Raw genomic sequence first — 20,589 nt, 5'->3', positions numbered from 1 at the left:
GGAATCCCCACCTCAGCCCTTCAGGCCGGACGTCGCCATGCCGTCGATCAGATAGCGCTGGAAGGCCAGGAAGAAGGCGAGGACCGGCAGCAGGGCGACGAGCGACATGGCGATCATGCCGCCGTAGTTCGCCAGGCCCTCCTGGTCCACGAACATCTTGAGGCCGAGGGAGATCGTGTACTTGCCGGGCTCGTTGAGGTAGATCAGCGGGCCCATGAAGTCGTTCCAGGAGTTGATGAAGGTGAAGATCGCGCTGGTGATCAGTGCCGGCCGGCACAGCGGAAGCACGATCGACCAGTAGATGCGGACGTGCCCGCAGCCGTCGAGCCGGGCGGCCTCGTCCAGCTCCCTGGGCAGGTTCCGCATGAACTGCACCATCAGGAAGACGAAGAACGCCTCGGTGGCCAGGTACTTCCCCAGCAGCAGCGGGGTGTACGTGTTGATCATGTCCAGGTTGCGGAAGAGCACGTACTGCGGGATCAGCAGCACGTGGTACGGCAGCAGCAGCGTGCCGATCATCAGGGTGAAGAGCAGGTTGCGGCCGGCGAACCTGATCTTCGCGAAGGCGTAGGCCGTCAGTGAGCAGGACACCACGATGCCGATCACGGAACCGACGGCGAGGAAGAGCGAGTTGACGAAGAACGTGGAGATGGAGATGTCCGCGATGCCGTCGGCGAGGCTCGTGTAGTTGGAGGTGATCGGGTCGCCCGGGAAGAGGTCCAGGCTGCCGACGATGTCGCCGCTCTCCTTGAAGGAGCCGCCGATCACCCAGAGCACCGGGTAGAGGAGCACGGCGAGGATCGCCAGCGACCCGAGGTGCCAGGCGAACGACCCGGGCAGCCCGCGCCGGAGCGCGGCGCCCCTGGTGGACGGGGGCGGTGGGGCTTTGGGGGCTTCGGTGGCCAAAGTGACATCGGTGGCCTGCGCACTCATCGGCCGCCCTCCTCGTAGTGCACCCAGCGCTTCTGGGACCAGAACAGCACCGCGGTGACCAGGGCGACCGCGACCAGCAGCATCCACGCCATGGCGGAGGCCAGGCCCATGCGGCTGTTCTCGAAGCCCTGGACGTACAGGTAGCAGGTGTAGACCATCGTGCCGTCCGCCGGACCGCAGGCGTTGCCTCCGGCGCCGCCGCCGACGATGTAGGCGGAGCTGAAGATCTGGAAGGAGTGGATGGTCTCCAGCAGGACGTTGAAGAAGAGGACCGGGGAGATCATCGGCAGGGTGATGTTCCAGAACTGCCGCAGCTTCCCGGCGCCGTCCACGTCGGCCGCCTCGTACAGTTCGCGCGGAACCTGTTTCAGACCGGCCAGGAAGATGACCATCGGGGCGCCGAACTGCCAGACGGTGAGCGCCATCAGGCTGTAGATGATCAGTTCCGGGTCGCCGGTCCAGCCGCCGGCGTCGATCCCGAAGAGCTGCTGCGTACGGTCGACCACCGCGTCGTCCGAGAAGATCGCCTTCCACACGATGGCGATGGACACGCTCGCCCCGATCAGCGACGGCGCGTAGAACGCGGCCCGGTAGAAGGCCTGTCCGCGCCGTTTCTGGGCCAGCAGCAGCGCGACCCCGAGCGCCGCGATCAGCTTGATCGGCGTGCCGACCACGACGTACCACAGGGTGATGCGGACCGAGTGGCGCCAGCGCGGGTCGCCGAACATCTCGGAGAAGTTGTCCAGGCCGATCCACCTGGGCGCGTCGAACAGGTTGTAGTCGGTGAACGCGAAGTAGAGGGAGGCGGCCATCGGGCCCGCCGTCAGCAGCAGGAACCCGGCGATCCAGGGGGACATGAAGAGGTATCCGGCCAGGTTCTCCCGGCGCCTGCGTCGCTTCAGCCCGGCGGGGCGCGGGGCCTTCACGGGGCCGTGCCGCGGCCCGGAGTCCGTCAGGCCCTCCCTCGCGGGGGCGTGTGTCACGGCGCTTCCCATCAGCCGGCGAGAGCCGTCTTCGACTCGGTGAAGAACTGCTCGACCGCGTCCTCGACGGACCGCGAGCCGAGCGCCATCTCCTCCGCGATGCGCAGGAACGCGGCCTCGCAGATGTCGGCGCCGTTCGGGTGCGGGGTGATCCGCTCCAGGACGCCGGCCCGGACGAGTGACTCCTCGTAGGCGGCGATGGCCTTGTTGACCGGGTCGGTCGGCTGGTACGCGTCGTACTGGGCCTGCGTGGCGGGCACGCCGCGGTCGTAGCCCATGATTTTCGCGACCTCGGGGTCGTGGACCATGAAGTCGATGAACCGGGCGACCTCCTTGGGGTGCTCGGTGCGCTTGTAGCCGCTGAGCATCAGGGAGCCGAGGTACTGGCCGGTGCGCTTGCCGTCCGTGGTGGGGATCGGCGCGAGACCGTACTCGCTCTTGCCCTCGGAGGTGTAGCGGACGGTGAAGTTGTCCCAGGTGAACTCACTGCCGGCGAGTTCCGCGGAGAGCGCCGACTTGGGCTTGATCTGGGCGACCTTCTTGGGGGCGGCGAACAGGCCGGACTTCACGCCCTTCTCCGCCTTGGTCCACCAGGTGGTCAGGTCCGCCTCGGTGAAGCCGAGTCCGTCCTCGGTGAAGAACGCCTTTCCGTTCTGACGCAGGTACAGGTCGTAGAGGTACATGACGCCGTACATGCCGCTGTCTCCGGCCCGGCCGGTCTTGTCGCGGATCTTCGTCATCGCCGCGTCGAAGTCGTCCCACGTCCAGCCCTGTTCGGGGGTGACGCCGGCCCGGGTGTAGACGGGCTTGTCGATGACCAGCGCCATCGAGTTGGAGCCGACGGGCACGCCGAGGAGTTTTCCGTCGATCTCGCCGAACTTCTCCAGGCCCGCGCGGAAGCCGTCCATGGCGAGATTCCCCGCCTTCACCTGCTCGCCGAGATCGAGCAGGACATTCTTGGCGTCGTATTTGCGGAGGAATCCGATGGCATTCTGGAAGACGTCCGGTGGATTCCCCCCGGAAGCCTGGGTGTTGAACTTCTTCCAGAAGTCGGTGTACGGCTGGAAGTCGGTCTTGACCTTGATCTTCGGATACTTCTTCTCGAAGAGCGCGATGGTCTTGTTGATGCGTTCCGCCCGGTCCTCGGCACCCCACCAGGAGTAACGGATCGTCACCGTTCCGTCCCCCGAGCCGCTCCCGCCGCCGCAGGCGGTGGCCGTGGCACCCAGCCCCGCGACGGCCAGCGAGGCCCCCGCCGCCTTGAGGATCGTCCGCCTCCCGGCCTGCCGCTCCGCATTCCCGCCCTGCTGCATACGAGCCTCCCCGCGCCATCGCGTTCGCTTCATGAATCGTTTCAAGTAAGCGCTTGCTGGCACAAGGTACGGAGGGCCCGGGGGCGCGTCAATGATTCGGACAGGAATTCACCGGCTCCGCCCGGGGACGAGGCCGGCGCCCGACCGGAACCCGCCGGTCACCACCGTGCGGAACCCACAGGTCGACGCGGCGTGACCGACGGGCCGAACGCGCGCCGGGCCGCTGTGGACGGCGGCGCGGAAGGTCACGGTTGAGTGAAGGCGGGCCGCGGCGCACTGCCCGGGCACCCGCGGCACCGCACACGAAGACGGCCCCGCTCACGAAGGTGAACGGGGCCGTCTGATGATCCGGTGGGCGATACTGGGTTCGAACCAGTGACCTCTTCGGTGTGAACGAAGCGCTCTCCCACTGAGCTAATCGCCCGGACGCAGGAAGAACATTACCCCATGTCAGGGGCGCCCGTGACCAGCGGGGGCCGCGACGGCGACCCCCGGCGGGCGATCACTGGTCCTTGATCTTCCAGGGCATCTGGAGGCCGAACTTCCACAGGTAGATCCCGGCCAGCACGGCGATGATCACCACGCCGATCACGGTCAGGGTGATGTTCCGGCGCCGCACCTTCGGATCGAGGGCACGCTGCGCCGCCTCGGTGACCTTGCGCTTGGTCCAGCGCAGCACCAGCTGGGCCCAGACGAACTCGGTCGCCCAGATCGCCATGCCGCCGAAGATCACCACCCAGCCCGGTCCGGGCAGCGGCAGCATGATGATGCCGGCCACCACGACCGCGAGGCCGACGATGAAGACGCCGACCTGCCAGCTCAGGTGCAGCGCACGCCGCGCCTTGATGAATTCCGGTGCCCGCGAACCGAGCGCTCGCTCGACCGTGGCCTCGTCCGTCCCCGTACGGTCTGCCGCCACGGCCGCCTCGCCGGGCTTGTTACTCCCCGTGTTCATACGGCCAAACACTACCGGAGCGAAACCTGTCACCGGAATGGGCGTACGACCCGAACGATCTCTCGGCCGGAAGAGTTACGTAAACACACGCAAAACACTCAGAGGGGTTTACAACGGCACCGTAGGTGGCATGTCGATTTCGCCGACGTGCGAATCCCCGAGCGCACACTGAGCGAAAGGCCCTGGCGCTTATGAACACCACGGTCAGCTGCGAGCTGCACCTGCGCCTCGTTGTGTCGAGCGAGTCCTCCCTGCCTGTCCCCGCAGGCCTGCGGTACGACACGGCCGACCCCTACGCCGTGCACGCCACCTTCCACACCGGAGCCGAGGAGACCGTCGAGTGGGTGTTCGCCCGCGACCTCCTCGCCGAAGGCCTCCACCGCCCCACAGGTACCGGCGACGTCCGTGTCTGGCCGTCCCGCAGTCACGGCCAGGGCGTCGTGTGCATCGCTCTCAGCTCCCCGGAGGGCGAAGCACTGCTCGAGGCCCCGGCGCGGGCCCTGGAGTCCTTCCTGAAGCGCACAGACGCCGCCGTGCCCCCCGGCACGGAACACCGGCACTTCGACCTCGATCAGGAGCTCTCGCACATCCTGGCGGAAAGCTAGGGCGGGGCCCCGCGTGAAGCCGCCCGTCGCCGTCGACTCGGGGTGACGGCACGGGCTCGGACAACCGCATACGGCACACACGGCACATACGGCGTCGTCGCCGCGGGATCATCCGCGGGGGCGGCGCCGCCGTGTGCGCGGTACCGGGGAACGAAGGCGGGCCGGCCGCCGTTGTAGGGGCAACCGACGACCGGGGCCGGCTCGCGGCCGGCTCGCGGCCGGTTCGCCCGCCGCGCCGGCCGCTACCATCGGCCAGCATCGGCGGGCGCCCGCCCGACCCCCAGGCCAGGGAGCGAAACGTGCTGATCACCCACGACACCCGGTGCGCGCTCGACACCGTGGTGGATCTGGTGAACACGGTGCCGGAGGACGAATCGACTCCGGACGGGCTGCCGGACGTCGCGGCCCTCCAGGAATTCGTGGCGGCGCACGACATCAGCGAGGTCGGCGTGCTCACGGAGCTCGATCTCTCGGCGGTGCGGGGCATCCGCGGCCGGTTCGCGGCGGTCTTCGCCGCTCCCGACGCCCGGACCGCGGCGGGGCTGATCAACGACCTGGTCGCGGCCGCCGGGACCACGCCCCGGCTCACCGACCACGACGGCTACGACTGGCACATCCACTACTTCGCGCCCGGCGCCTCCGTCGCGGACCACCTCACCGCGGACTGCGGGATGGCCCTGGCGTTCTTCGTGGTGGCCGGGGAGCAGGAGCGGCTGCGGCGGTGCGAGGCCCCCGACTGCCGGCGCGCCTTCGTCGACCTGTCCCGGAACCGCTCGCGGCGGTACTGCGACAGCCGCACCTGCGGGAACCGCTTGCACGTGGCCGCCTACCGGGCCCGGCGCAAGGAGGCGGCGGGCTGACACCGCCCTCGGGAGATTGGTGCGGCCGCGGCCGCGGATGCGCGGACGGCCACGCGGCCCCCGGCGGGTGGCGCCGGGGAGCGCGGGTACGGCTCACAGCAACAGCAGATCGTGCAACGAAGCCATGAGCAGCAGACACCCGATCACCGCCAGGAAGATCATGAGCGGTGGCTGGGATAGGGCGAAGAGGCAGCCGCGTGGTTCGTCCTGCACCCGCGCGGTTTCGCTCTGTCTCGTGTCCAGCTGGGAATCCAGCTGAGTGGTGTCCGGCATCTCGCCGCGATGATGACGCAGCAGGTGGGGTCCACGCGATCAACACGCCCGTGACGACCAGGTGTTGGTTGAATGTCGCAATGTCCGGTCGGATCGTGATCATTACGGAGCGCGCACTGTCGGCCTCGGACCGCTGTGTCGTTTCAGCCCCCGGCGCCAGGCCGTCAGGCCGCGCGCTTCATATCCCGTGCTTCTTGAGGATGGCCTCGATGTCGCTGAAGTCGTCGTCACCGCCCCGGGACGCCTTCGCCGGGCGGGGCGCGGGCTGGGCCGCCGGACGGGAGGGCGCCCCCAGGGAGGGGGCGGGGGCGCCGGGGGCCACCGCGTCGCGCTGTGCCGCGGCCCGGGCCTCCTTGCGCTCCTTGCGGGTGCCGCCGCGGCGGCGCTCCACCGCGCGGGTGGTCATGAAGAGCACCCAGGACACGCCCAGCACACCGAAGCCCGCCCAGGCCACCGGGCTGAAGGCCGTGTCGGCCAGCCACTCGACGACTCCGGTCATCACCAGGCCGATCGGGACCAGTGCGTAGGCGGCGATCCGGGCGGCGGCGAGGAAGCGCTTGCGGTACGCGGTGACCGCCGCGATACCCAGGCCCGCCGCGGACACCGCGGAGCAGACGGTCTCGGCAATCATCCGGTCCTCCAGGGCTGGGCTCGGTCGGGCGTGAGTACGTCGCCTCTTCCATCCTGCACCGTCCGCCCGCCGTGAGGCCATGCCGTGGGACCGAGATCAGGGAGATCTAGGGGTCGGCTCCTCCGCAGGTGCCGGGCTCGCGGTACGAGGCCGGTTGGGGCGGCACGCCGTGGGCTGGGAGGATGGAGGGCATGAGCGACTCCTCCCCCGTCCGTCCCGCCGCGCCCGTCCTCGACGTCTGGTGCGAGCTCCAGTGCCCGGACTGCCACACCGCCCTGGACGACCTCCGCGCCCTGCGCGCCCGCTACGGCGACCGGCTGGACGTGCGGCTGCGGCACTTCCCGCTGGACAAGCACAAGCACGCCTTCGCCGCCGCGCAGGCCGCCGAGGAGGCGTTCGCCCAGGGCCGGGGCTGGGCGTACGCCGAGGCCGTCCTGGACCGGGTCGCGGAGCTGGACCGCGCGGGAGAACCCCTCCTGGTCGAGGTGGCCCGGGAACTGGGGCTGGACGCGGAGGAGTTCGACACGGCGCTCATCGACGGCCGGCACATCCTGATCGTCGACGCCGACCAGGCCGAGGGCAAGGCGATCGGCGTGACCGGCACCCCCACGTACGTGATCGGCGGCGAGCGCCTCGACGGCGGCAAAAGCCAGGAAGGGCTGCGCGAGCGCGTCGAGGAGATCGCGGACCGGCTGCTGGGCGAGCAGCGGGACTGAGGACGGCGGGCGGCCGGGACCGGTCGCCCGCCGTCACAGCAGCGGCTTGCAGTAGCTGTACCGCGTGGTCTCGTAGCCGAGCGACTCGTAGAGCCGCTCGGCCGCGGTGTTCCCCGCGAAGACGTTGAGGCCGATCAGGGGGCGGCCGGCGGCGATCGCCTGGGCCTCGGCCAGCAGCATCAGGGTGCGGCCGTGGCCCCGGCCCCGGTGGGACGCGTCGGCCTCGACGTCGAAGACGAAGGCCCGGTCCTCGCGCAGCGCCAGCCACAGGGTCCCGACCCGTTCACCGTCGTGTTCCAACACGCTGAACAGCGTGTTCTCGGTGTCCAGCCCGTGGGGCAGCAGCACCTCGTGGTCACGGCGGGCCTTCTCGTGCGCGTCGGCCTCGGGCACGCCCCGCTCCATCCAGGTGCGGGCGTACCGCTCCGTCTCGTACGCCTGCCAGGCGGCGAACTCTTCCGGCGTCATGGGCCGGGCCCGGCTGCCCGCGGGCAGGGCGGGCGGGGTCGCGCCGAGCGGCTTGACCATGGTGCGGTTGCGCAGGGCGTAGCCGAGTGCCTGGGCGAGCCGGGTGCCCGCCTCGGCGTCGCCGGCGACGCCCGCCTCGATCTGGCGGCAGCCCCAGGAACGCGCCACCTCCTCCGCGGCGAGCGCGGCCACCGTGCCCCGGCCGCGCCGGCGGTCCGGCTCGTCGACGCGCAGCTCGTGGATCACGGCCACCGAGTCGCCGAGGGAGGAGGAGGTGCCGAGGTGCAGCACACCGACGGGGCGGCTGTTCACGCACACCTGGTAGTGGCGCGAACGGGTCCCGTCGGCGGCGCGCTGGAGCGGCTCGGTCGGCCGCAGGGTCGTGGTCATCACGGCAGTTCTACCCACCGTGGACGAGAACGGCAGCCGAATATCGGCGGCTTCGCGGCTCCGGCTCACCGGTCCCGGCCCGCGGAACCGGGCTCACGGGCTCACGGCCCCGGGCTCACGGGTCCAGGTCGTCCCCGGATCGCTCCTCGAAGATCCGCACGGCCTTGGCGGTCACCGGTCCCGGGGTGCCCGGTAGTTCGCGGTCGTCGACACGGTGCACGGCCTGGACGTCCCGCAGGGTCGAGGTCAGGAAGATCTCGTCGGCACGCTCCAGGACGTCCATCGGAAGGTCGGTCTCGCGGGCGTCGGTCCACTCGACGGCCAGGGCGCGGGTGATCCCGGCGAGGCAGCCGGAGGCGACCGGCGGGGTGTGGATCTCGCCGTCGAGGACGACGAAGACGTTGGACCCGGTGCCCTCGCACAGCTGCCCCACCGTGTTGCCGAACAGCGCCTCGGAGGCGCCCCGTTCGCGGGCGCGGGCGAGGGCGACGACGTTCTCGGCGTAGGAGGTGGTCTTCAGGCCGGTGAGCGCGCCGCGTTCGTTGCGGGTCCACGGCACCGTGATCACGGCCGTGGAGCCGGGGCGGCGGGCGGCCTCGCCGAGGGCGACGACGAGGGTCGGGCCGTGCTCGCCGCGGTCGGAGCCGAGGGGGCCGTGGCCGCCGGTGTAGGTGATGCGCAGCCGGCCGAGCCGCATCGGGTTGGCGTCGAGGACGGCGGCACAGGCGCGGCGCACCTCGTCGAGGTCGGGGTCGGGCAGGCCCAGTCCCCGGGCCGAGCGGGTCAGCCGGTCCAGGTGCCGGGTCAGCGCGAACGGCCTGCCGTCCACCGCCTTCACCGTCTCGAAGATGCCGTCGCCCACGGTCAGCCCGTGGTCGAGGACGGAGACGCGGGCGGACCCGATGTCCTGCAACCCGCCGTCGAGCCAGATCTTCACGTCGTCAGCGCCTCTCCGGTTCCGTTCGCCTCGTACGCCCCCGACGCTATCGCGAGCAGCCGGGAGGCCTTCAGTTCGGTCTCCCGCCACTCGCCCTCCGGGTCGGAGCCCCAGGTGATGCCGGCGCCGGTGCCGAAGCGCAGCCGCGCGGCGCCGTCGGGGGCCCGGTCGATCCAGAAGGTGCGGATGCCCACGGCCAGCTCGCCCGTGCCCCGGTCGGCGTCGACCCAGCCGACGCCCCCGCAGTACGGGCCCCGGGGCGCGGTCTCCAAAGCGTCGATGATCCGCAGGGCGCTGGACTTGGGCGCGCCGGTGACGGACCCGGGCGGGAAGGCGGCGTCGAGCAGCTCGGGCCAGCCGGCGTCCGCGGACAGCTCGCCGCGCACCGTGGACACCAGGTGGACGAGGCCCGGATGCTTTTCCACGGCGCACAGGTCGGGCACCGTGACCGTGCCCGTGGCGCAGACCCGCCCCAGGTCGTTGCGGACCAGGTCCACGATCATGACGTTCTCGGCGTAGTCCTTTTCCAGCAGGTCGGCCTCGGTCCGGCCGGTGCCCTTGATCGGCCCGGACTCGACCGTCCGGCCGTCCCGGCGCAGGAACAGCTCGGGCGAGGCGGTGGCGATCTCGACGCCGTGCCCGGGCAGCCGGATCGTTCCGGCGTACGGCGCCGGGTTGCCGCGGGCCAGCAGGGCGGTGAGCGCGTCCACGTCGGCGCCGGGGCCGACGGGTGCCGAGAGCACCCGGCAGAGGTTGGCCTGGTAGACCTCGCCGGCGGCTATGTGGGCGCGGATGCGCCGTACGCCCGCCGTGTACGCGCCGTGGTCGAGCGAGGACGTCCAGTCGCCGACGGCGGGGCCCCGCCACGCTCCCGGCCCGGGCGCGGGCACCGGCTCGGTCCGTACGTGCGCGAAGCGCGCGCAGGTCAGGCGGCCCTCGAAGCCCGCGCACACCGCCCAGAACCCCTCGGAGTCGAGGGCGGCGGGATCGCTCGTGACGTCGAGGAGACCGGTGGCGAGACGGTCGCCGAAGCGGGCGAGGGGAGGGAGGTCGAGCACGCTGTCGAGTCTAGGCCGGTGGCCCTGAGGTGACCCGAACGTGTCCTTCCGGGTGCCCTGACCTGGTGCGCGGGCGCACGCACCGCAGCACGCTGCGCAAACGCGTTTTTGTGCTGGCCCCGGAATCCGCTAGAGTTCATCACGTCGCCGGGCCGCGCAAGCGGACCGAACCGACAGGCGGACGTAGCTCAGTTGGTAGAGCGCAACCTTGCCAAGGTTGAGGTCGCGAGTTCGAGCCTCGTCGTCCGCTCGCAGGAACAGGGGGCCTCCCGGGCCTTCTGCACTCCTGGTGGAGTGGCCGAGAGGCGAGGCAACGGCCTGCAAAGCCGTCTACACGGGTTCAAATCCCGTCTCCACCTCCAAGGACGATTAGCTCAGCGGGAGAGCGCTTCCCTGACACGGAAGAGGTCACTGGTTCAATCCCAGTATCGTCCACTGATCCGCAAGGATCACCGATCCGTACGGATCCCCGCGCGATTAGCTCAGCGGGAGAGCGCTTCCCTGACACGGAAGAGGTCACTGGTTCAATCCCAGTATCGCGCACGCAGTCATCGCACCACTCCCGGACGATTAGCTCAGCGGGAGAGCGCTTCCCTGACACGGAAGAGGTCACTGGTTCAATCCCAGTATCGTCCACACGTAAACGAAGCCCCCGGCCGCCTCGAGCGGCCGGGGGCTTCGTCGTGGGCGGTTCAGCTGGAGAAGAGCATGCGGCCGAAGCTCTTCTGGCGGTGGTGGCCGTAGTGACCGTGGCCGCCGTGCTGCGGGGCGCCCCATGCCGGGGCCTGGGCCGCCGGGTACGCCTGCGGCGCGGCGGGCGGGGGCGGCGGCGCGGGCTGGGACCACTGGGCCTCCAGGCGGGTCAGCGACTCCAGCTCGCCGTAGTCGAGAAAGATGCCGCGGCAGCCGCTGCACTGCTCGATCTGAACGCCGTTGCGGTTGTAGGTGTGCATCGGTGCGTGGCACTTGGGGCACTGCATGCTCGGCTCAACTCCTCGCCGGTCGGTCCTGCTTCACGTATCGCCAGGACAGACTCTGTCCCGCCGCGGGTCGGTTGCACCCTACTTCGCGGAACTTCGGCTCAGCTCCGTGGGGCGGCGGGCCGGGCGGACGCCATGCGCGCGCAGGCGTCGACGAGGGCATGCTCCACCTCGTCCAGCGGCCGGTCCTCCCGGGCCGCCTTGGTGACGGCCCGGGCGGCGGTCTGCGCGGTGAGGGCGCGGGCCGGGACGTCCAGGGCGGGCCAGGGGTCGCCGTCGGCGGGGACGGCGGGGCCGCCGGAGGCGCGGTAGGCGGTCAGGAAGCGGTGCCACTCCTCGGGCGGGAGCAGCCCGCACGCGTACCAGGCCGCGGGGCGGGCCAGGTCCCAGGCCGGGACGCCGGTGCCGAGGTCGTCGACGTCGATCAGCAGCCAGGGTCCCTCGGGGGCGGGGTGGCGTATGAGCTGGCCGAGGTGGAGGTCGCCGTGGCAGAGGGTGGTCGTGTCCGGCATGGCGGCCTCGCCGCGCGCCCAGGCGGGGAGCGCCGCCCAGGCCGCGAGTACGGGCGCGGTGGCGGGGTGGCCGGGGGCGGTGTGCCGGAGGCGGGCGGCGGCCAGGGCCGCCTTCGCGGGGCCGCGCATGGGGGGTACGGGGGCGGGGGCCGGCGTGCGGTGGAGGCGGGCGAGGAGGGTGGCCGCGGCCTCCCACGGAGCGGCGTCCGGGTCCTGCGGGTCGACGGGTGTGCCGTAGGGCCAGTACGTGACGAGCCGCCCGTGCAGGTCGAGGGGGGCCGGGGCGAGCGGGGGCAGGAGCACGCCGGGGAGCCGGGCGGCGGCCGTGACACGGAGGGACAGCTCGGCGGGGTCGGCGTCCGCGGCGTGGGCCTTGGCGACGGTGTCCCCGTGCCGGACGACGGTGGCGTCGGGGCGGTCGGCGAGGGTGGCCGCGCCGCAGGGGCAGGCCGAGGCGCGGGCGTGGGCCGTTTCCCTGACGCGGGCTTCGAGGGCGGGGAGCAGAGCGGGGGCGTCCGTGGTCACGTGGGTGAGGGTACGCAGGCGCGGCGTGCGGCCGTGCTCCCCGGCCCGCCCTGGCCCACCGTGCCCGCCCTGGCCCACCGTGCCTGCCCCGGCCTACCGTTCCGGCCCCCGTCCTGCCGCGCTCCGGCGTCGGGTCCCGCCCCGGGCCGACGCGGCGGTCCCGCCTTCCGGGCGGCGCCCCGTACCGGCGCGGGGCCGGGCGCGTCCCTCCGGGCCGGATGTCTCGAAGACCCTGAGGGCAAAGCAATGCCGGCGCAGCTCCCCAGCTGCGCCGGCATTTTGCCGTCCGCCGCACCCCCGTCCCCACGGGGTTTCATGGATGGATGTCCCCGCCCGGACCGCTCTTCCGGGCCTGGGGTCGCCGCTCAGCGCCCCAGCACCACACCCACGGACGACGCTTGTGTGGCCACTGTCTCCCACCCGTCGAAGACGAGGAGGAGCAGGACCGCCAGGGGCAGGGCCATGAGCGTCGCCACCGCGGGGTGGCGACGGCCTTGACGGCGGCTTTGCCGTGTGCGGACCAGCGTCCGCGGAACCGTCTGGGCCATGGTCCCTCTCCTGACCGTTTCGTTGTCTCGTTGCAGCGGCGGGTGTCTGACCTCGGGGGACGAGTACTGCACCCGCCGCTTGACCTCAAATCTATGCGTCGGGCGATCGCCCGACGTCATGCCCTCGTACCGATTGCCGGGCCTCCCGGAGGATGAGCCACCCCCTGTCGAGTACTCCCCTGGGTGGAGACCGGCTTCCGGGTCTCGGGGTCTTCCCGGACGGGGTGCCCACTGTGTCCCGGTATCTCCGGACTGTCCGGTGACATCCCTCACTCCGGTCGCCCCCAGGGACGCCTCCGCCCCCGCCCCGGGGCCCACCGGGCCCGCCACCACGCCGTGGGTGCGCGGCCTCTCCCCGCCGCCCACGGCCGTCCCCGCCCGGTCACCCTCCCCCGGCCCAATCCCCCCGCCCCGGCGGCCGGTTGGGATCACGGGCGCGGGGTGCCCGCTCCGTGCACGCGTTCGCTGATCCCGCCTCAACTCTCGCACCGGGCACTGACAATCCGTTCTCGCGAGAGGGCGCGGCCTCTGCGCGCGGGCGGCCGTGGAAACGTAAGCTGTGGCACGTCACAGGGACCGGGCAGCGGGGATGAACATGGCGATGATGCGCCTGAGGCGCGAGGACCCGCGCGTCGTCGGCTCGTTCAGGCTTCACAGGCGGCTCGGCGCGGGTGGGATGGGCGTGGTCTACCTGGGCTCCGACAAGAAGGGGCAGCGGGTCGCGCTGAAGGTCATCCGGCCGGACCTGGCGGAGGATCAGGAGTTCCGGTCGCGGTTCGCGCGTGAGGTCTCGGCCGCGCGGCGCATCCGGGGCGGCTGCACGGCCCGGCTGGTCGCCGCGGACCTGGAGGCGGACCGCCCCTGGTTCGCCACGCAGTACGTGCCCGGCCCCTCGCTGCACGACAAGGTCGCCGACGGGGGTCCGCTCGGCGCGGCCGACGTCGCGGCCGTGGGCGCCGCCCTGTCCGAGGGCCTGGTCGCCGTGCACGAGGCCGGGGTGGTGCACCGGGACCTGAAGCCGTCCAACATCCTGCTGTCCCCGAAGGGGCCGCGGATCATCGACTTCGGCATCGCCTGGGCCACCGGTGCCTCCACCCTCACGCACGTCGGCACCGCGGTCGGCTCCCCCGGCTTCCTCGCGCCGGAGCAGGTGCGCGGGGCCGCGGTCACCCCGGCCACGGACGTGTTCTCGCTCGGTGCCACGCTGGCGTACGCGTCGATGGGCGACTCGCCCTTCGGGCACGGCAGTTCCGAGGTGATGCTGTACCGCGTGGTCCACGAGGAGGCCCAGCTGCACGGCGTCCCGGACGCGCTCGCCCCGCTGGTGCGGGCGTGCCTGGCCAAGGACCCCGAGGAACGCCCCAGCACCCTGCAACTGTCGCTGCGGCTCAAGGAGATCGCCGCCCGGGAGGCCCAGGGCATGGCCGACGTACGGCCGCCCGCGCCGCGCAGTGCTGAGGCGGACGTGCCCACGGGGCGGATCGCCGACACCTACCCGGAGCGTGCCCCGCGGCGTCCGCAGGGCCGGCCGGGCGCGCAGGGCACTCCCCCGCCGCGCGGCACGTCGGGATCGCGGGGAACCGGGTCCCGGGGTTCCGTCCCGCCCCGCGGCGGAGCACCCTCACGCGGTGGCACACCGTCGCGGGGCGGCGGTGCGGGGGCCCGGTCCGGGTCCCGGCCGACGCCGTCCTCCCGCGACACGACCGGCCGGAACTCCTCCCGCGACACGACGGGCCGGAACTCCTCCCGCAACGACGGCGGCAGGTCCGCACCACGCAGTGGAGCCGGCCGTACGGGGCCCAGGACGACGGGGAACGGCTGGCGACGGCCCGCCAATCCGCGGCTGCTGCGGCAGCGCCTGTTCGTGTTCGTGGTCGTGACGCTGCTGGTCGCGCTGGCCATCGCCGCCGCACAGGGCTGCCAGGGGCCCTCGCGCGGGCTCGGCGACGAGCGGGGCGGCCTGCGGGCGACGCAGCAGGAGCGGGTGGGACAGCAGGAGCGCGGGGTCCTGCCCGGCGGACTTCCGGAGCAGCGTGCCTCCGGGCGCTGAGGCCCGCGCCCGGACGGGTGCCTACGCCGAGGGGCGTCCCGCCGTCACCGCGTAGAAGGCGACCGCGGCGGCCGCGCCCACGTTCAGGGAGTCGACACCGTGGGACATCGGGATGCGGACCCACGTGTCGGACGCCGCCAGGGCCCGCCGGGACAGGCCGCTGCCCTCGGCGCCCAGCATGAGGGCCACCCGGTCCATGCGGTGCGGGGCGACCGCGTCGAGCGGCTCGGCCCGCTCGTCGGGGGTGAGGGCGAGCAGCGTGAAGCCCGCCTCGCCGACCGTCGTCAGACCGGCTGGCCAGGTGTCGAGGCGGGCGTACGGCACGGAGAAGACGGCGCCCATCGAGACCTTGACGCTGCGCCGGTACAGGGGGTCCGCGCAGTCCGGGGAGAGCAGGACCGCGTCCATGCCGAGCGCGGCGGCGGAGCGGAAGATCGCGCCGATGTTGGTGTGGTCGTTGACGGACTCCATGACGACGACGCGCCGGGCCGTCGTCAGCAGGTCGGCGGCCGGGGTCAGCGGCTTGCGCTGCATCGAGGCGAGCGCGCCGCGGTGCACGTGGTAGCCGGTGACCCGTTCGGCGAGCGCCGGGTCGACGACGTACACCGGGGCCGGGGCCTCGTCGATGATGTCGCGCATGGTGTCGACCCACTTGGCGGACAGCAGCATCGAGCGCATCGCGTAGCCCGCCTCGCCGGCCCGCCGGATGACCTTCTCGCCCTCGGCGATGAACAGGCCCTCGGCGGGTTCGCGGCGGCGCCGCAGTTCGACGTCGGTCAGGCCGGTGTAGTCGTGCAGGCGCGGGTCGTCGGGGTCGTCGATCGTGACGAGGCCGGCCACGTCAGACCGTCCCGTGCGGGCCGACTCCGACGACCTCGCCGACGACGATGACGGCGGGCGGCCTGACGTCCTCGGCGACAACGGTCTCGGCGACGGTGGCGAGGGTCGCGTCCACCCGGCGCTGGGCGGCCGTGGTCCCCTCCTGGACGAGGGCGACCGGGGTGCCGGGGGACCTGCCGTGCGCGACGAGGGTCTCGGCGATCCGGCCGATCTTGTCCACGCCCATGAGGATCACGAGCGTGCCGGTGAGCTTCGCGAGGGACGGCCAGTCGACCAGGGAGCGCTCGTCGTCGGGGGCGACATGCCCGCTGACCACGGTGAACTCGTGGGCGACGCCCCGGTGGGTCACCGGGATGCCGGCCGCGCCGGGGACCGAGATCGAGCTGGAGATGCCGGGGACGACGGTGCACGCGATGCCCGCCTCGGCCAGGGCCTGCGCCTCCTCCATGCCCCGGCCGAAGACGAACGGGTCGCCGCCCTTGAGCCGTACGACCGCCTTGCCCTGCTTGGCGTGCTCGATCAGCGCGTTGTTGATGGCCTCCTGGGCCATGAAGCGCCCGTACGGGATCTTGGCCGCGTCGATGACCTCGACGTGCGGCGGCAGTTCGGCGAGCAGGTCGCGGGGGCCGAGCCGGTCGGCGATGACGACGTCGGCCTCGGCGAGCAGGCGGCGCCCGCGGACGGTGATCAGGTCGGGGTCGCCGGGGCCGCCGCCGACCAGGGCGACGCCGGCGGTGCGGGTGCGCTGGTGCGGGGCGACGAGGGTGCCGTCGCGCAGGCCCTCCACCACCGCGTCCCGGATGGCGGCGGTGTGGCGGGGGTCGCGGTAGCGCGCGTCGGTGGTGAGCACGGCGACGGTGACGCCCTCACTGTGTCCGGTCGCCGGGGTCCAGGCCGTGGCACGGTCGGCGTCGTCGGAGCGGACGCACCAGACGCGGTGCCGCTCGGCCTCGGCGGAGGCGGCGTTGTTGGCCTCGGGGTCGCTGGTGGCGATCAGGGCGTACCAGGCGTCCGCGAGGTCCCCGTCCGCGTACGGGCGGCGCTCCCAGGTGATCTCGCCCGCGTCCGCCATGGCCTCGACGGAGGGGGTCGCCTCGGGCGAGACGAGGCGGATGTCGGCGCCGGCCGCGATGAGGGCGGGCAGGCGGCGCTGGGCTACCTGTCCACCGCCGAGGACGACCACGCGGCGGCCGGTGAGGCGGAGGCCAACGGGGTAGGCGGGGTGTTCGGCCATGAGGGGACGGCTCCTCTTGCGGCGGTGGCGCTGACGTGCGGATTTTACGGCGGGGTGGCCGGTGGGGCCCAGGTGGTCCGGTGGTTGGACCAGTGGCCCGGTGACGGGACCCCGTCGCCGGACGGGGCGGGAAACGCGGCAGCCGGCGCGGGGCCCGGCACCGTGGTCCCGGGCCCCGCGTCGTGCGACCGCTACTTCTCGGTGACGCCCGCCGAGTCGAACGTCGCCACCTCGTGCATCGCCCGCGCCGTGCTCTGCACCATGGGCAGGGCGAGCAGCGCGCCGGTGCCCTCGCCGAGGCGGAGGTCGAGGTCGACCAGCGGACGCAGGCCCAGCTTGTTGAGCGCGGCGACATGGCCGGGCTCCGCGCTGCGGTGGCCCGCGATGCAGGCGGCGAGGACCTCGGGGGCGATCGCACGGGCCACCAGGGCGGCGGCACCGGCGCTGACGCCGTCCAGGATCACCGGGGTGCGCAGGGAGGCGCCGCCGAGCAGCAGGCCGACCATGGCCGCGTGCTCGAAGCCGCCGATCGCCGCGAGCACGCCGATCGGGTCGGCCGGGTCCGGCTGGTGGAGTTCGAGGGCGCGGCGGACGACCTCGGTCTTGCGGGCCAGCGTCTCGTCGTTGATGCCGGTGCCGCGGCCGGTGACCTCGGCCGGGTCGGCGCCGGTGAAGACGGAGATGAGCGCGGCGGACGCGGTGGTGTTCGCGATGCCCATCTCGCCGGTGAGCAGCGCCTTGTTGCCGGCCGCCACCAGGTCGCGGGCGGTCTCGATGCCGACCTCGATGGCCTGCTTGGCCTCCTCGCGGGACATGGCGGCACCGGTCGTCATGTCGGAGGTGCCCGCGCGCACCTTGCGGGGCAGCAGGCCCGGCGTGGCGGGCAGGTCGGAGGCGACACCGACGTCCACGACGCACACCTCGGCACCGACCTGGGTGGCGAAGGCGTTGCAGACCGCTCCGCCGCCCAGGAAGTTGGCCACCATCTGGGCGGTGACCTCCTGCGGCCAGGGCGTGACGCCCTGGGCGTGCACCCCGTGGTCCCCGGCGAAGACCGCGACGGCCGCGGGCTCCGGGACCGGTGGCGGGCACTGCCGGGACAGTCCGGACAGCTGGGCGGAGATGATCTCCAGCATGCCGAGCGCGCCGGCCGGCTTGGTCATGCGCTTCTGCCGCTCCCACGCCTCGCCGAGCGCCTTGGCGTCCAGCGGGCGGATCTGCGCGACGGTCTCGGCGAGCAGGTCGTGCGGTGCCTCGCCGGGCAGGGCGCGGCGGCCGTACGTCTCCTCGTGGACCACCCAGGACAGCGGGCGGCGCTTGGACCAGCCGGCCTGCATCAGCTCGGGCTCGTCCGGGAACTCGTCGACGTAGCCGACGCACAGGTAGGCGACGATGTCCAGGTGCTCGGGCAGGCCGAGCGCGCGGACCATCTCGCGCTCGTCGAAGAAGCTGACCCAGCCGACGCCGAGGCCCTCGGCGCGGGCGGCGAGCCAGAGGTTCTCGACGGCGAGCGCGGAGGAGTACGGCGCCATCTGCGGCTGCGTGTGGCGGCCGAGGGTGTGCCGGCCGCCGCGGGTCGGGTCGGCGGTGACGACGATGTTGACCGGCGTGTCGAGGATGGCCTCGATCTTCAGTTCCTTGAACTGCTTGGCCCGGCCCTTGGGCAGCGACTTCGCGTAGGCGTCGCGCTGGCGCATCGCCAGTTCGTGCATCGCGCGGCGGGTGTCGGCGGAGCGGATGACGACGAAGTCCCAGGGCTGCGAGTGGCCGACGGAGGGCGCGGTGTGCGCGGCCTCCAGGACGCGGAGCAGCACCTCGTGCGGGATGGGGTCGCTGCGGAAACCGTTGCGGATGTCGCGGCGCTCGCGCATGACCTTCAGTACGGCCTCGCGCTCGGCGTCGTCGTAGGCGGGGGCCGCCGGGGCGACGGACCGTGGTGCCTCCGCCGCCGCGGCCGCCTGGTCCTCCTGGCCGGCGTCGCGGGTGTCCAGGTCCTCGACGCTCTGGGCGACTTCGGGGTCGGCCTCGCGCGGCGCCGGTACCGCGGTCGCGGCGTCCTCGGCCGCCGGGGCCTCGGCGACTGGCTCCGGTGCCGGGGTCTCCGGCGGGACCAGGACCGCCTCGGGCGGTGTGGGGGCGAGGTGCGGCGTCGTGGGCACCTGACCGCCGTCGACGGGCAGGAACTGGCCCACGGGCTCGGCAGTGCCGTCGGCCACGGCCACGGCCATGGCCGTTTCCGGCTGCGGCTCCTGCTCCTGCTCCTGCTCCTGCTCCTGCTCCTGCTCCTGCTCCTGCTCCTGCTCCTGCTCCTGCGGCATGGTGGCGTCCGCGAGGGACTGGGGGCCCTGGGCGGGTTGCGGTGCGGGGGCGGGGGCCTCGGCGGCCTGCGGCTCCGGATCGGCTTCCGGGAACGGCTGGGGGACGGCGAACTGCGGCGCGGGCGGGACGTCCGGCTGCGCCTCCGGCTGCGCGGGCTCCACCTGGACCGGAGCGGGCTGCTCCGGTGCCGGGGCCGGCTCGGGCTCGGCGGCCTCGGGCACGACCGGCTCTGGTTCCGTGACGGCCACGGGTGCGGGTGCGTCGGACGTCTGGGCGTCGCCGCGCTCGGGCTCGGGCACGGGTGCCTCGGCGGGCGGGGCTTCCTGGGGCCCGGGGGCCTCCGGGGTGTCTGCGACCGCGGGTTCGCCGAGTCCCTGCGGTGCTTCGGCCGGTACCGCCGCCGGTGCGTCTTCCGGAACCGCCTGCACGGGGGCCACCGGGGCCACGGGGACCTCCTGGGCCTCCGGAACCGCAGGGGCCTCCTCGGGCCCGGCGTCGTCCTGAGCCTCCTGGGCGGGCTCGGTCACCGGGATCACGGGCTCCGCCGGGACCGCCTCGGGAGCCGGCACGGCCTCCGCCGCGGGGGCGGTCACCTGCTCCGCCTCTTCCGGCGCCGAAGCCTCCGCCTGAGCAGGAGCCTCCACCTGCGCGGGAGCCTCCTGCGGTTCGCCGGGCTCGTCGGCGCTCCCGGACGTTCCGCCCGTCGCCGCCACCGCCTCCGTCGCCACGCGGGTCACGAGCGCCTGGGCCGCACCCACCGGCTCGGCAGACTGCTGCTCCGGTACCGGAACAACCGTTTCCGCAGACCCCTCCCCGGCGTTCACCGGGGTCTCCTGGGCCTGCGGCGCCGACTGCGCCGGCTGCGCTCCCCAGGGTGCCGCCGCCTGCGGGACCGGCGCGGCGGCCTGCGGCGCGTCGAGGTACTCGGGCCCCGCGGCCGGCGGGCCGGGGTGCCGTACCGGCGCGTCGGCGGGGCCGCGGTCGGCGAGTGAGCGGACCGGGCTCGCGGAGGTGTCCGGGATCGGCGGACCGAGGTGGAGGGGCCTGCGCGGCGGAACCGGGGTGGACGCGGTGTCCTGCGCCGGGTCGGGCAGCCGGACGCCGTTGAGGTCGACCGAGCCGCTGTCGCGACCGGACATCTCGTGCGGGCCGGGCTGGTGCACGGTCTCCACGACCGGCTCCGGCGCCGGCGGCGCGACCTCGTTGCCCCAGGCACTCTGGGCTCCCGGCAGCAACAACAGGTCCTCGTCCTCGGCGGTGGCCTCGGAGAGGTAGGTGAACGCGCCGGGTGCGGGGACGCCCGGCTGCTCCACCATGCCTGCGTTCTCCGGCAGCCCCTCGCCCGGGATCTGGCCGGTGTCGGTCATGCGTAACCCCTCGCCCATCGGTTAGTGCTTCTACGACCAGCTCACCCGGGACGGCGCACCGACCGCCCGTAGTGAAGAACGAGCGGGCGTGC

19 protein-coding genes and 6 tRNA genes are annotated in these 20,589 nt (G+C 73.0%); 9 read left to right on the top strand and 16 right to left on the bottom strand.

Annotated elements, in window-relative coordinates; translation table 11 throughout:
• Positions 1 to 12 precede the first annotated feature (12 nt).
• From ACIRGB_RS25780 to ACIRGB_RS25760, 5 genes are all read right to left on the bottom strand, one after another.
• A complete protein-coding gene (locus ACIRGB_RS25780) occupies positions 13 to 933 on the bottom strand; it encodes a carbohydrate ABC transporter permease (RefSeq protein ID WP_403869510.1) in 921 nt (306 codons plus the stop codon).
• Entirely contained in the window at positions 930 to 1,928 is a 999-nt protein-coding gene (locus tag ACIRGB_RS25775; RefSeq protein ID WP_403869508.1) for a carbohydrate ABC transporter permease, read from the bottom strand. Before ACIRGB_RS25775 ends, ACIRGB_RS25780 begins: the two co-directional genes overlap by 4 nt.
• Positions 1,928 to 3,229, bottom strand: a complete 1,302-nt coding sequence (locus ACIRGB_RS25770; protein WP_403869910.1) for an ABC transporter substrate-binding protein — start codon at positions 3,227 to 3,229, stop codon at positions 1,928 to 1,930. Before ACIRGB_RS25770 ends, ACIRGB_RS25775 begins: the two co-directional genes overlap by 1 nt.
• A gap of 352 nt (positions 3,230 to 3,581) precedes the next feature.
• Positions 3,582 to 3,653, bottom strand: a tRNA-Val gene (locus tag ACIRGB_RS25765).
• Between the two features lie 78 nt (positions 3,654 to 3,731).
• Positions 3,732 to 4,184: a TIGR02611 family protein gene (locus ACIRGB_RS25760; RefSeq protein WP_403869505.1), complete on the bottom strand. Its 453-nt coding sequence runs from the start codon at positions 4,182 to 4,184 to the stop codon at positions 3,732 to 3,734.
• 191 nt (positions 4,185 to 4,375) lie between these two features.
• Between ACIRGB_RS25760 and ACIRGB_RS25755 the strand changes: the two genes are divergently transcribed.
• The gene (locus ACIRGB_RS25755) at positions 4,376 to 4,789 is read left to right on the top strand and encodes an SsgA family sporulation/cell division regulator (protein WP_004002642.1); all 414 of its coding nucleotides are present in this window, start codon (positions 4,376 to 4,378) and stop codon (positions 4,787 to 4,789) included.
• A gap of 299 nt (positions 4,790 to 5,088) precedes the next feature.
• Entirely contained in the window at positions 5,089 to 5,649 is a 561-nt protein-coding gene (locus tag ACIRGB_RS25750; protein WP_403869502.1) for a CGNR zinc finger domain-containing protein, read from the top strand.
• A 93-nt stretch (positions 5,650 to 5,742) separates the two neighbouring features.
• Here ACIRGB_RS25750 and ACIRGB_RS25745 read toward each other — a convergent pair whose 3' ends face one another.
• Both ACIRGB_RS25745 and ACIRGB_RS25740 read right to left on the bottom strand, forming a co-directional pair.
• On the bottom strand, positions 5,743 to 5,922 hold the full coding sequence (locus ACIRGB_RS25745; RefSeq protein ID WP_003977283.1) for a hypothetical protein: 180 nt from the start codon (positions 5,920 to 5,922) through the stop codon (positions 5,743 to 5,745).
• A 178-nt stretch (positions 5,923 to 6,100) separates the two neighbouring features.
• Positions 6,101 to 6,553, bottom strand: a complete 453-nt coding sequence (locus ACIRGB_RS25740) for a hypothetical protein (RefSeq protein WP_403869499.1) — start codon at positions 6,551 to 6,553, stop codon at positions 6,101 to 6,103.
• Positions 6,554 to 6,744: 191 nt separating this feature from the next.
• On the opposite strand from ACIRGB_RS25740, the gene ACIRGB_RS25735 reads away from it, so the two are divergent.
• Positions 6,745 to 7,269, top strand: a complete 525-nt coding sequence (locus ACIRGB_RS25735) for a DsbA family protein (protein ID WP_403869496.1) — start codon at positions 6,745 to 6,747, stop codon at positions 7,267 to 7,269.
• A gap of 33 nt (positions 7,270 to 7,302) precedes the next feature.
• On the opposite strand, the gene ACIRGB_RS25730 is transcribed toward ACIRGB_RS25735, so the two are convergent.
• The 3 genes from ACIRGB_RS25730 to ACIRGB_RS25720 form a co-directional block, all read right to left on the bottom strand.
• Complete coding sequence (locus tag ACIRGB_RS25730; RefSeq protein WP_403869493.1) at positions 7,303 to 8,127, bottom strand: GNAT family N-acetyltransferase; 825 nt, start codon at positions 8,125 to 8,127, stop codon at positions 7,303 to 7,305.
• Positions 8,128 to 8,242: 115 nt separating this feature from the next.
• Complete coding sequence (locus tag ACIRGB_RS25725; protein ID WP_403869491.1) at positions 8,243 to 9,064, bottom strand: aminotransferase class IV; 822 nt, start codon at positions 9,062 to 9,064, stop codon at positions 8,243 to 8,245.
• Entirely contained in the window at positions 9,061 to 10,122 is a 1,062-nt protein-coding gene (locus ACIRGB_RS25720; RefSeq protein ID WP_403869488.1) for a chorismate-binding protein, read from the bottom strand. Before ACIRGB_RS25720 ends, ACIRGB_RS25725 begins: the two co-directional genes overlap by 4 nt.
• Before the next feature lie 177 nt (positions 10,123 to 10,299).
• Between ACIRGB_RS25720 and ACIRGB_RS25715 the strand changes: the two genes are divergently transcribed.
• The 5 genes from ACIRGB_RS25715 to ACIRGB_RS25695 all read left to right on the top strand — a co-directional run bounded on the left by ACIRGB_RS25715 (position 10,300) and on the right by ACIRGB_RS25695 (position 10,758).
• A tRNA-Gly gene (locus ACIRGB_RS25715) sits at positions 10,300 to 10,372 on the top strand.
• A gap of 38 nt (positions 10,373 to 10,410) precedes the next feature.
• Positions 10,411 to 10,484 (top strand) — tRNA-Cys (locus ACIRGB_RS25710).
• 1 nt (position 10,485) lies between these two features.
• Positions 10,486 to 10,557, top strand: a tRNA-Val gene (locus tag ACIRGB_RS25705).
• A gap of 36 nt (positions 10,558 to 10,593) precedes the next feature.
• Positions 10,594 to 10,665 (top strand) — tRNA-Val (locus tag ACIRGB_RS25700).
• A gap of 21 nt (positions 10,666 to 10,686) precedes the next feature.
• A tRNA-Val gene (locus ACIRGB_RS25695) sits at positions 10,687 to 10,758 on the top strand.
• A 56-nt stretch (positions 10,759 to 10,814) separates the two neighbouring features.
• On the opposite strand, the gene ACIRGB_RS25690 is transcribed toward ACIRGB_RS25695, so the two are convergent.
• The 3 genes from ACIRGB_RS25690 to ACIRGB_RS25680 form a co-directional block, all read right to left on the bottom strand.
• Entirely contained in the window at positions 10,815 to 11,102 is a 288-nt protein-coding gene (locus ACIRGB_RS25690) for a zf-TFIIB domain-containing protein (RefSeq protein WP_052837822.1), read from the bottom strand.
• Positions 11,103 to 11,203: 101 nt separating this feature from the next.
• A complete protein-coding gene (locus ACIRGB_RS25685) occupies positions 11,204 to 12,139 on the bottom strand; it encodes a phosphotransferase family protein (RefSeq protein ID WP_403869485.1) in 936 nt (311 codons plus the stop codon).
• Between the two features lie 365 nt (positions 12,140 to 12,504).
• Complete coding sequence (locus ACIRGB_RS25680) at positions 12,505 to 12,687, bottom strand: hypothetical protein (protein ID WP_052837821.1); 183 nt, start codon at positions 12,685 to 12,687, stop codon at positions 12,505 to 12,507.
• 589 nt (positions 12,688 to 13,276) lie between these two features.
• Between ACIRGB_RS25680 and ACIRGB_RS25675 the strand changes: the two genes are divergently transcribed.
• Positions 13,277 to 14,737, top strand: coding sequence for a protein kinase (locus ACIRGB_RS25675; RefSeq protein ID WP_403869907.1), 1,461 nt, complete (start codon positions 13,277 to 13,279; stop codon positions 14,735 to 14,737).
• A 21-nt stretch (positions 14,738 to 14,758) separates the two neighbouring features.
• Here ACIRGB_RS25675 and ACIRGB_RS25670 read toward each other — a convergent pair whose 3' ends face one another.
• The 3 genes from ACIRGB_RS25670 to cobT all read right to left on the bottom strand — a co-directional run bounded on the left by ACIRGB_RS25670 (position 14,759) and on the right by cobT (position 20,497).
• Entirely contained in the window at positions 14,759 to 15,577 is an 819-nt protein-coding gene (locus tag ACIRGB_RS25670) for a TrmH family RNA methyltransferase (protein WP_403869482.1), read from the bottom strand.
• A 1-nt stretch (position 15,578) separates the two neighbouring features.
• A complete protein-coding gene (gene cobA / locus ACIRGB_RS25665; RefSeq protein WP_403869479.1) occupies positions 15,579 to 16,811 on the bottom strand; it encodes a uroporphyrinogen-III C-methyltransferase in 1,233 nt (410 codons plus the stop codon).
• Between the two features lie 191 nt (positions 16,812 to 17,002).
• Positions 17,003 to 20,497, bottom strand: coding sequence for a nicotinate-nucleotide--dimethylbenzimidazole phosphoribosyltransferase (gene cobT / locus ACIRGB_RS25660; protein WP_403869476.1), 3,495 nt, complete (start codon positions 20,495 to 20,497; stop codon positions 17,003 to 17,005).
• Positions 20,498 to 20,589: the final 92 nt, after the last annotated feature.

The organism is Streptomyces sp. NPDC102490 (genome assembly GCF_044765285.1).
GTDB lineage: Bacteria > Actinomycetota > Actinomycetes > Streptomycetales > Streptomycetaceae > Streptomyces.
Note: the sequence above shows the minus strand (reverse complement) of the source record. Positions and strands in the feature narration are given on the sequence as shown.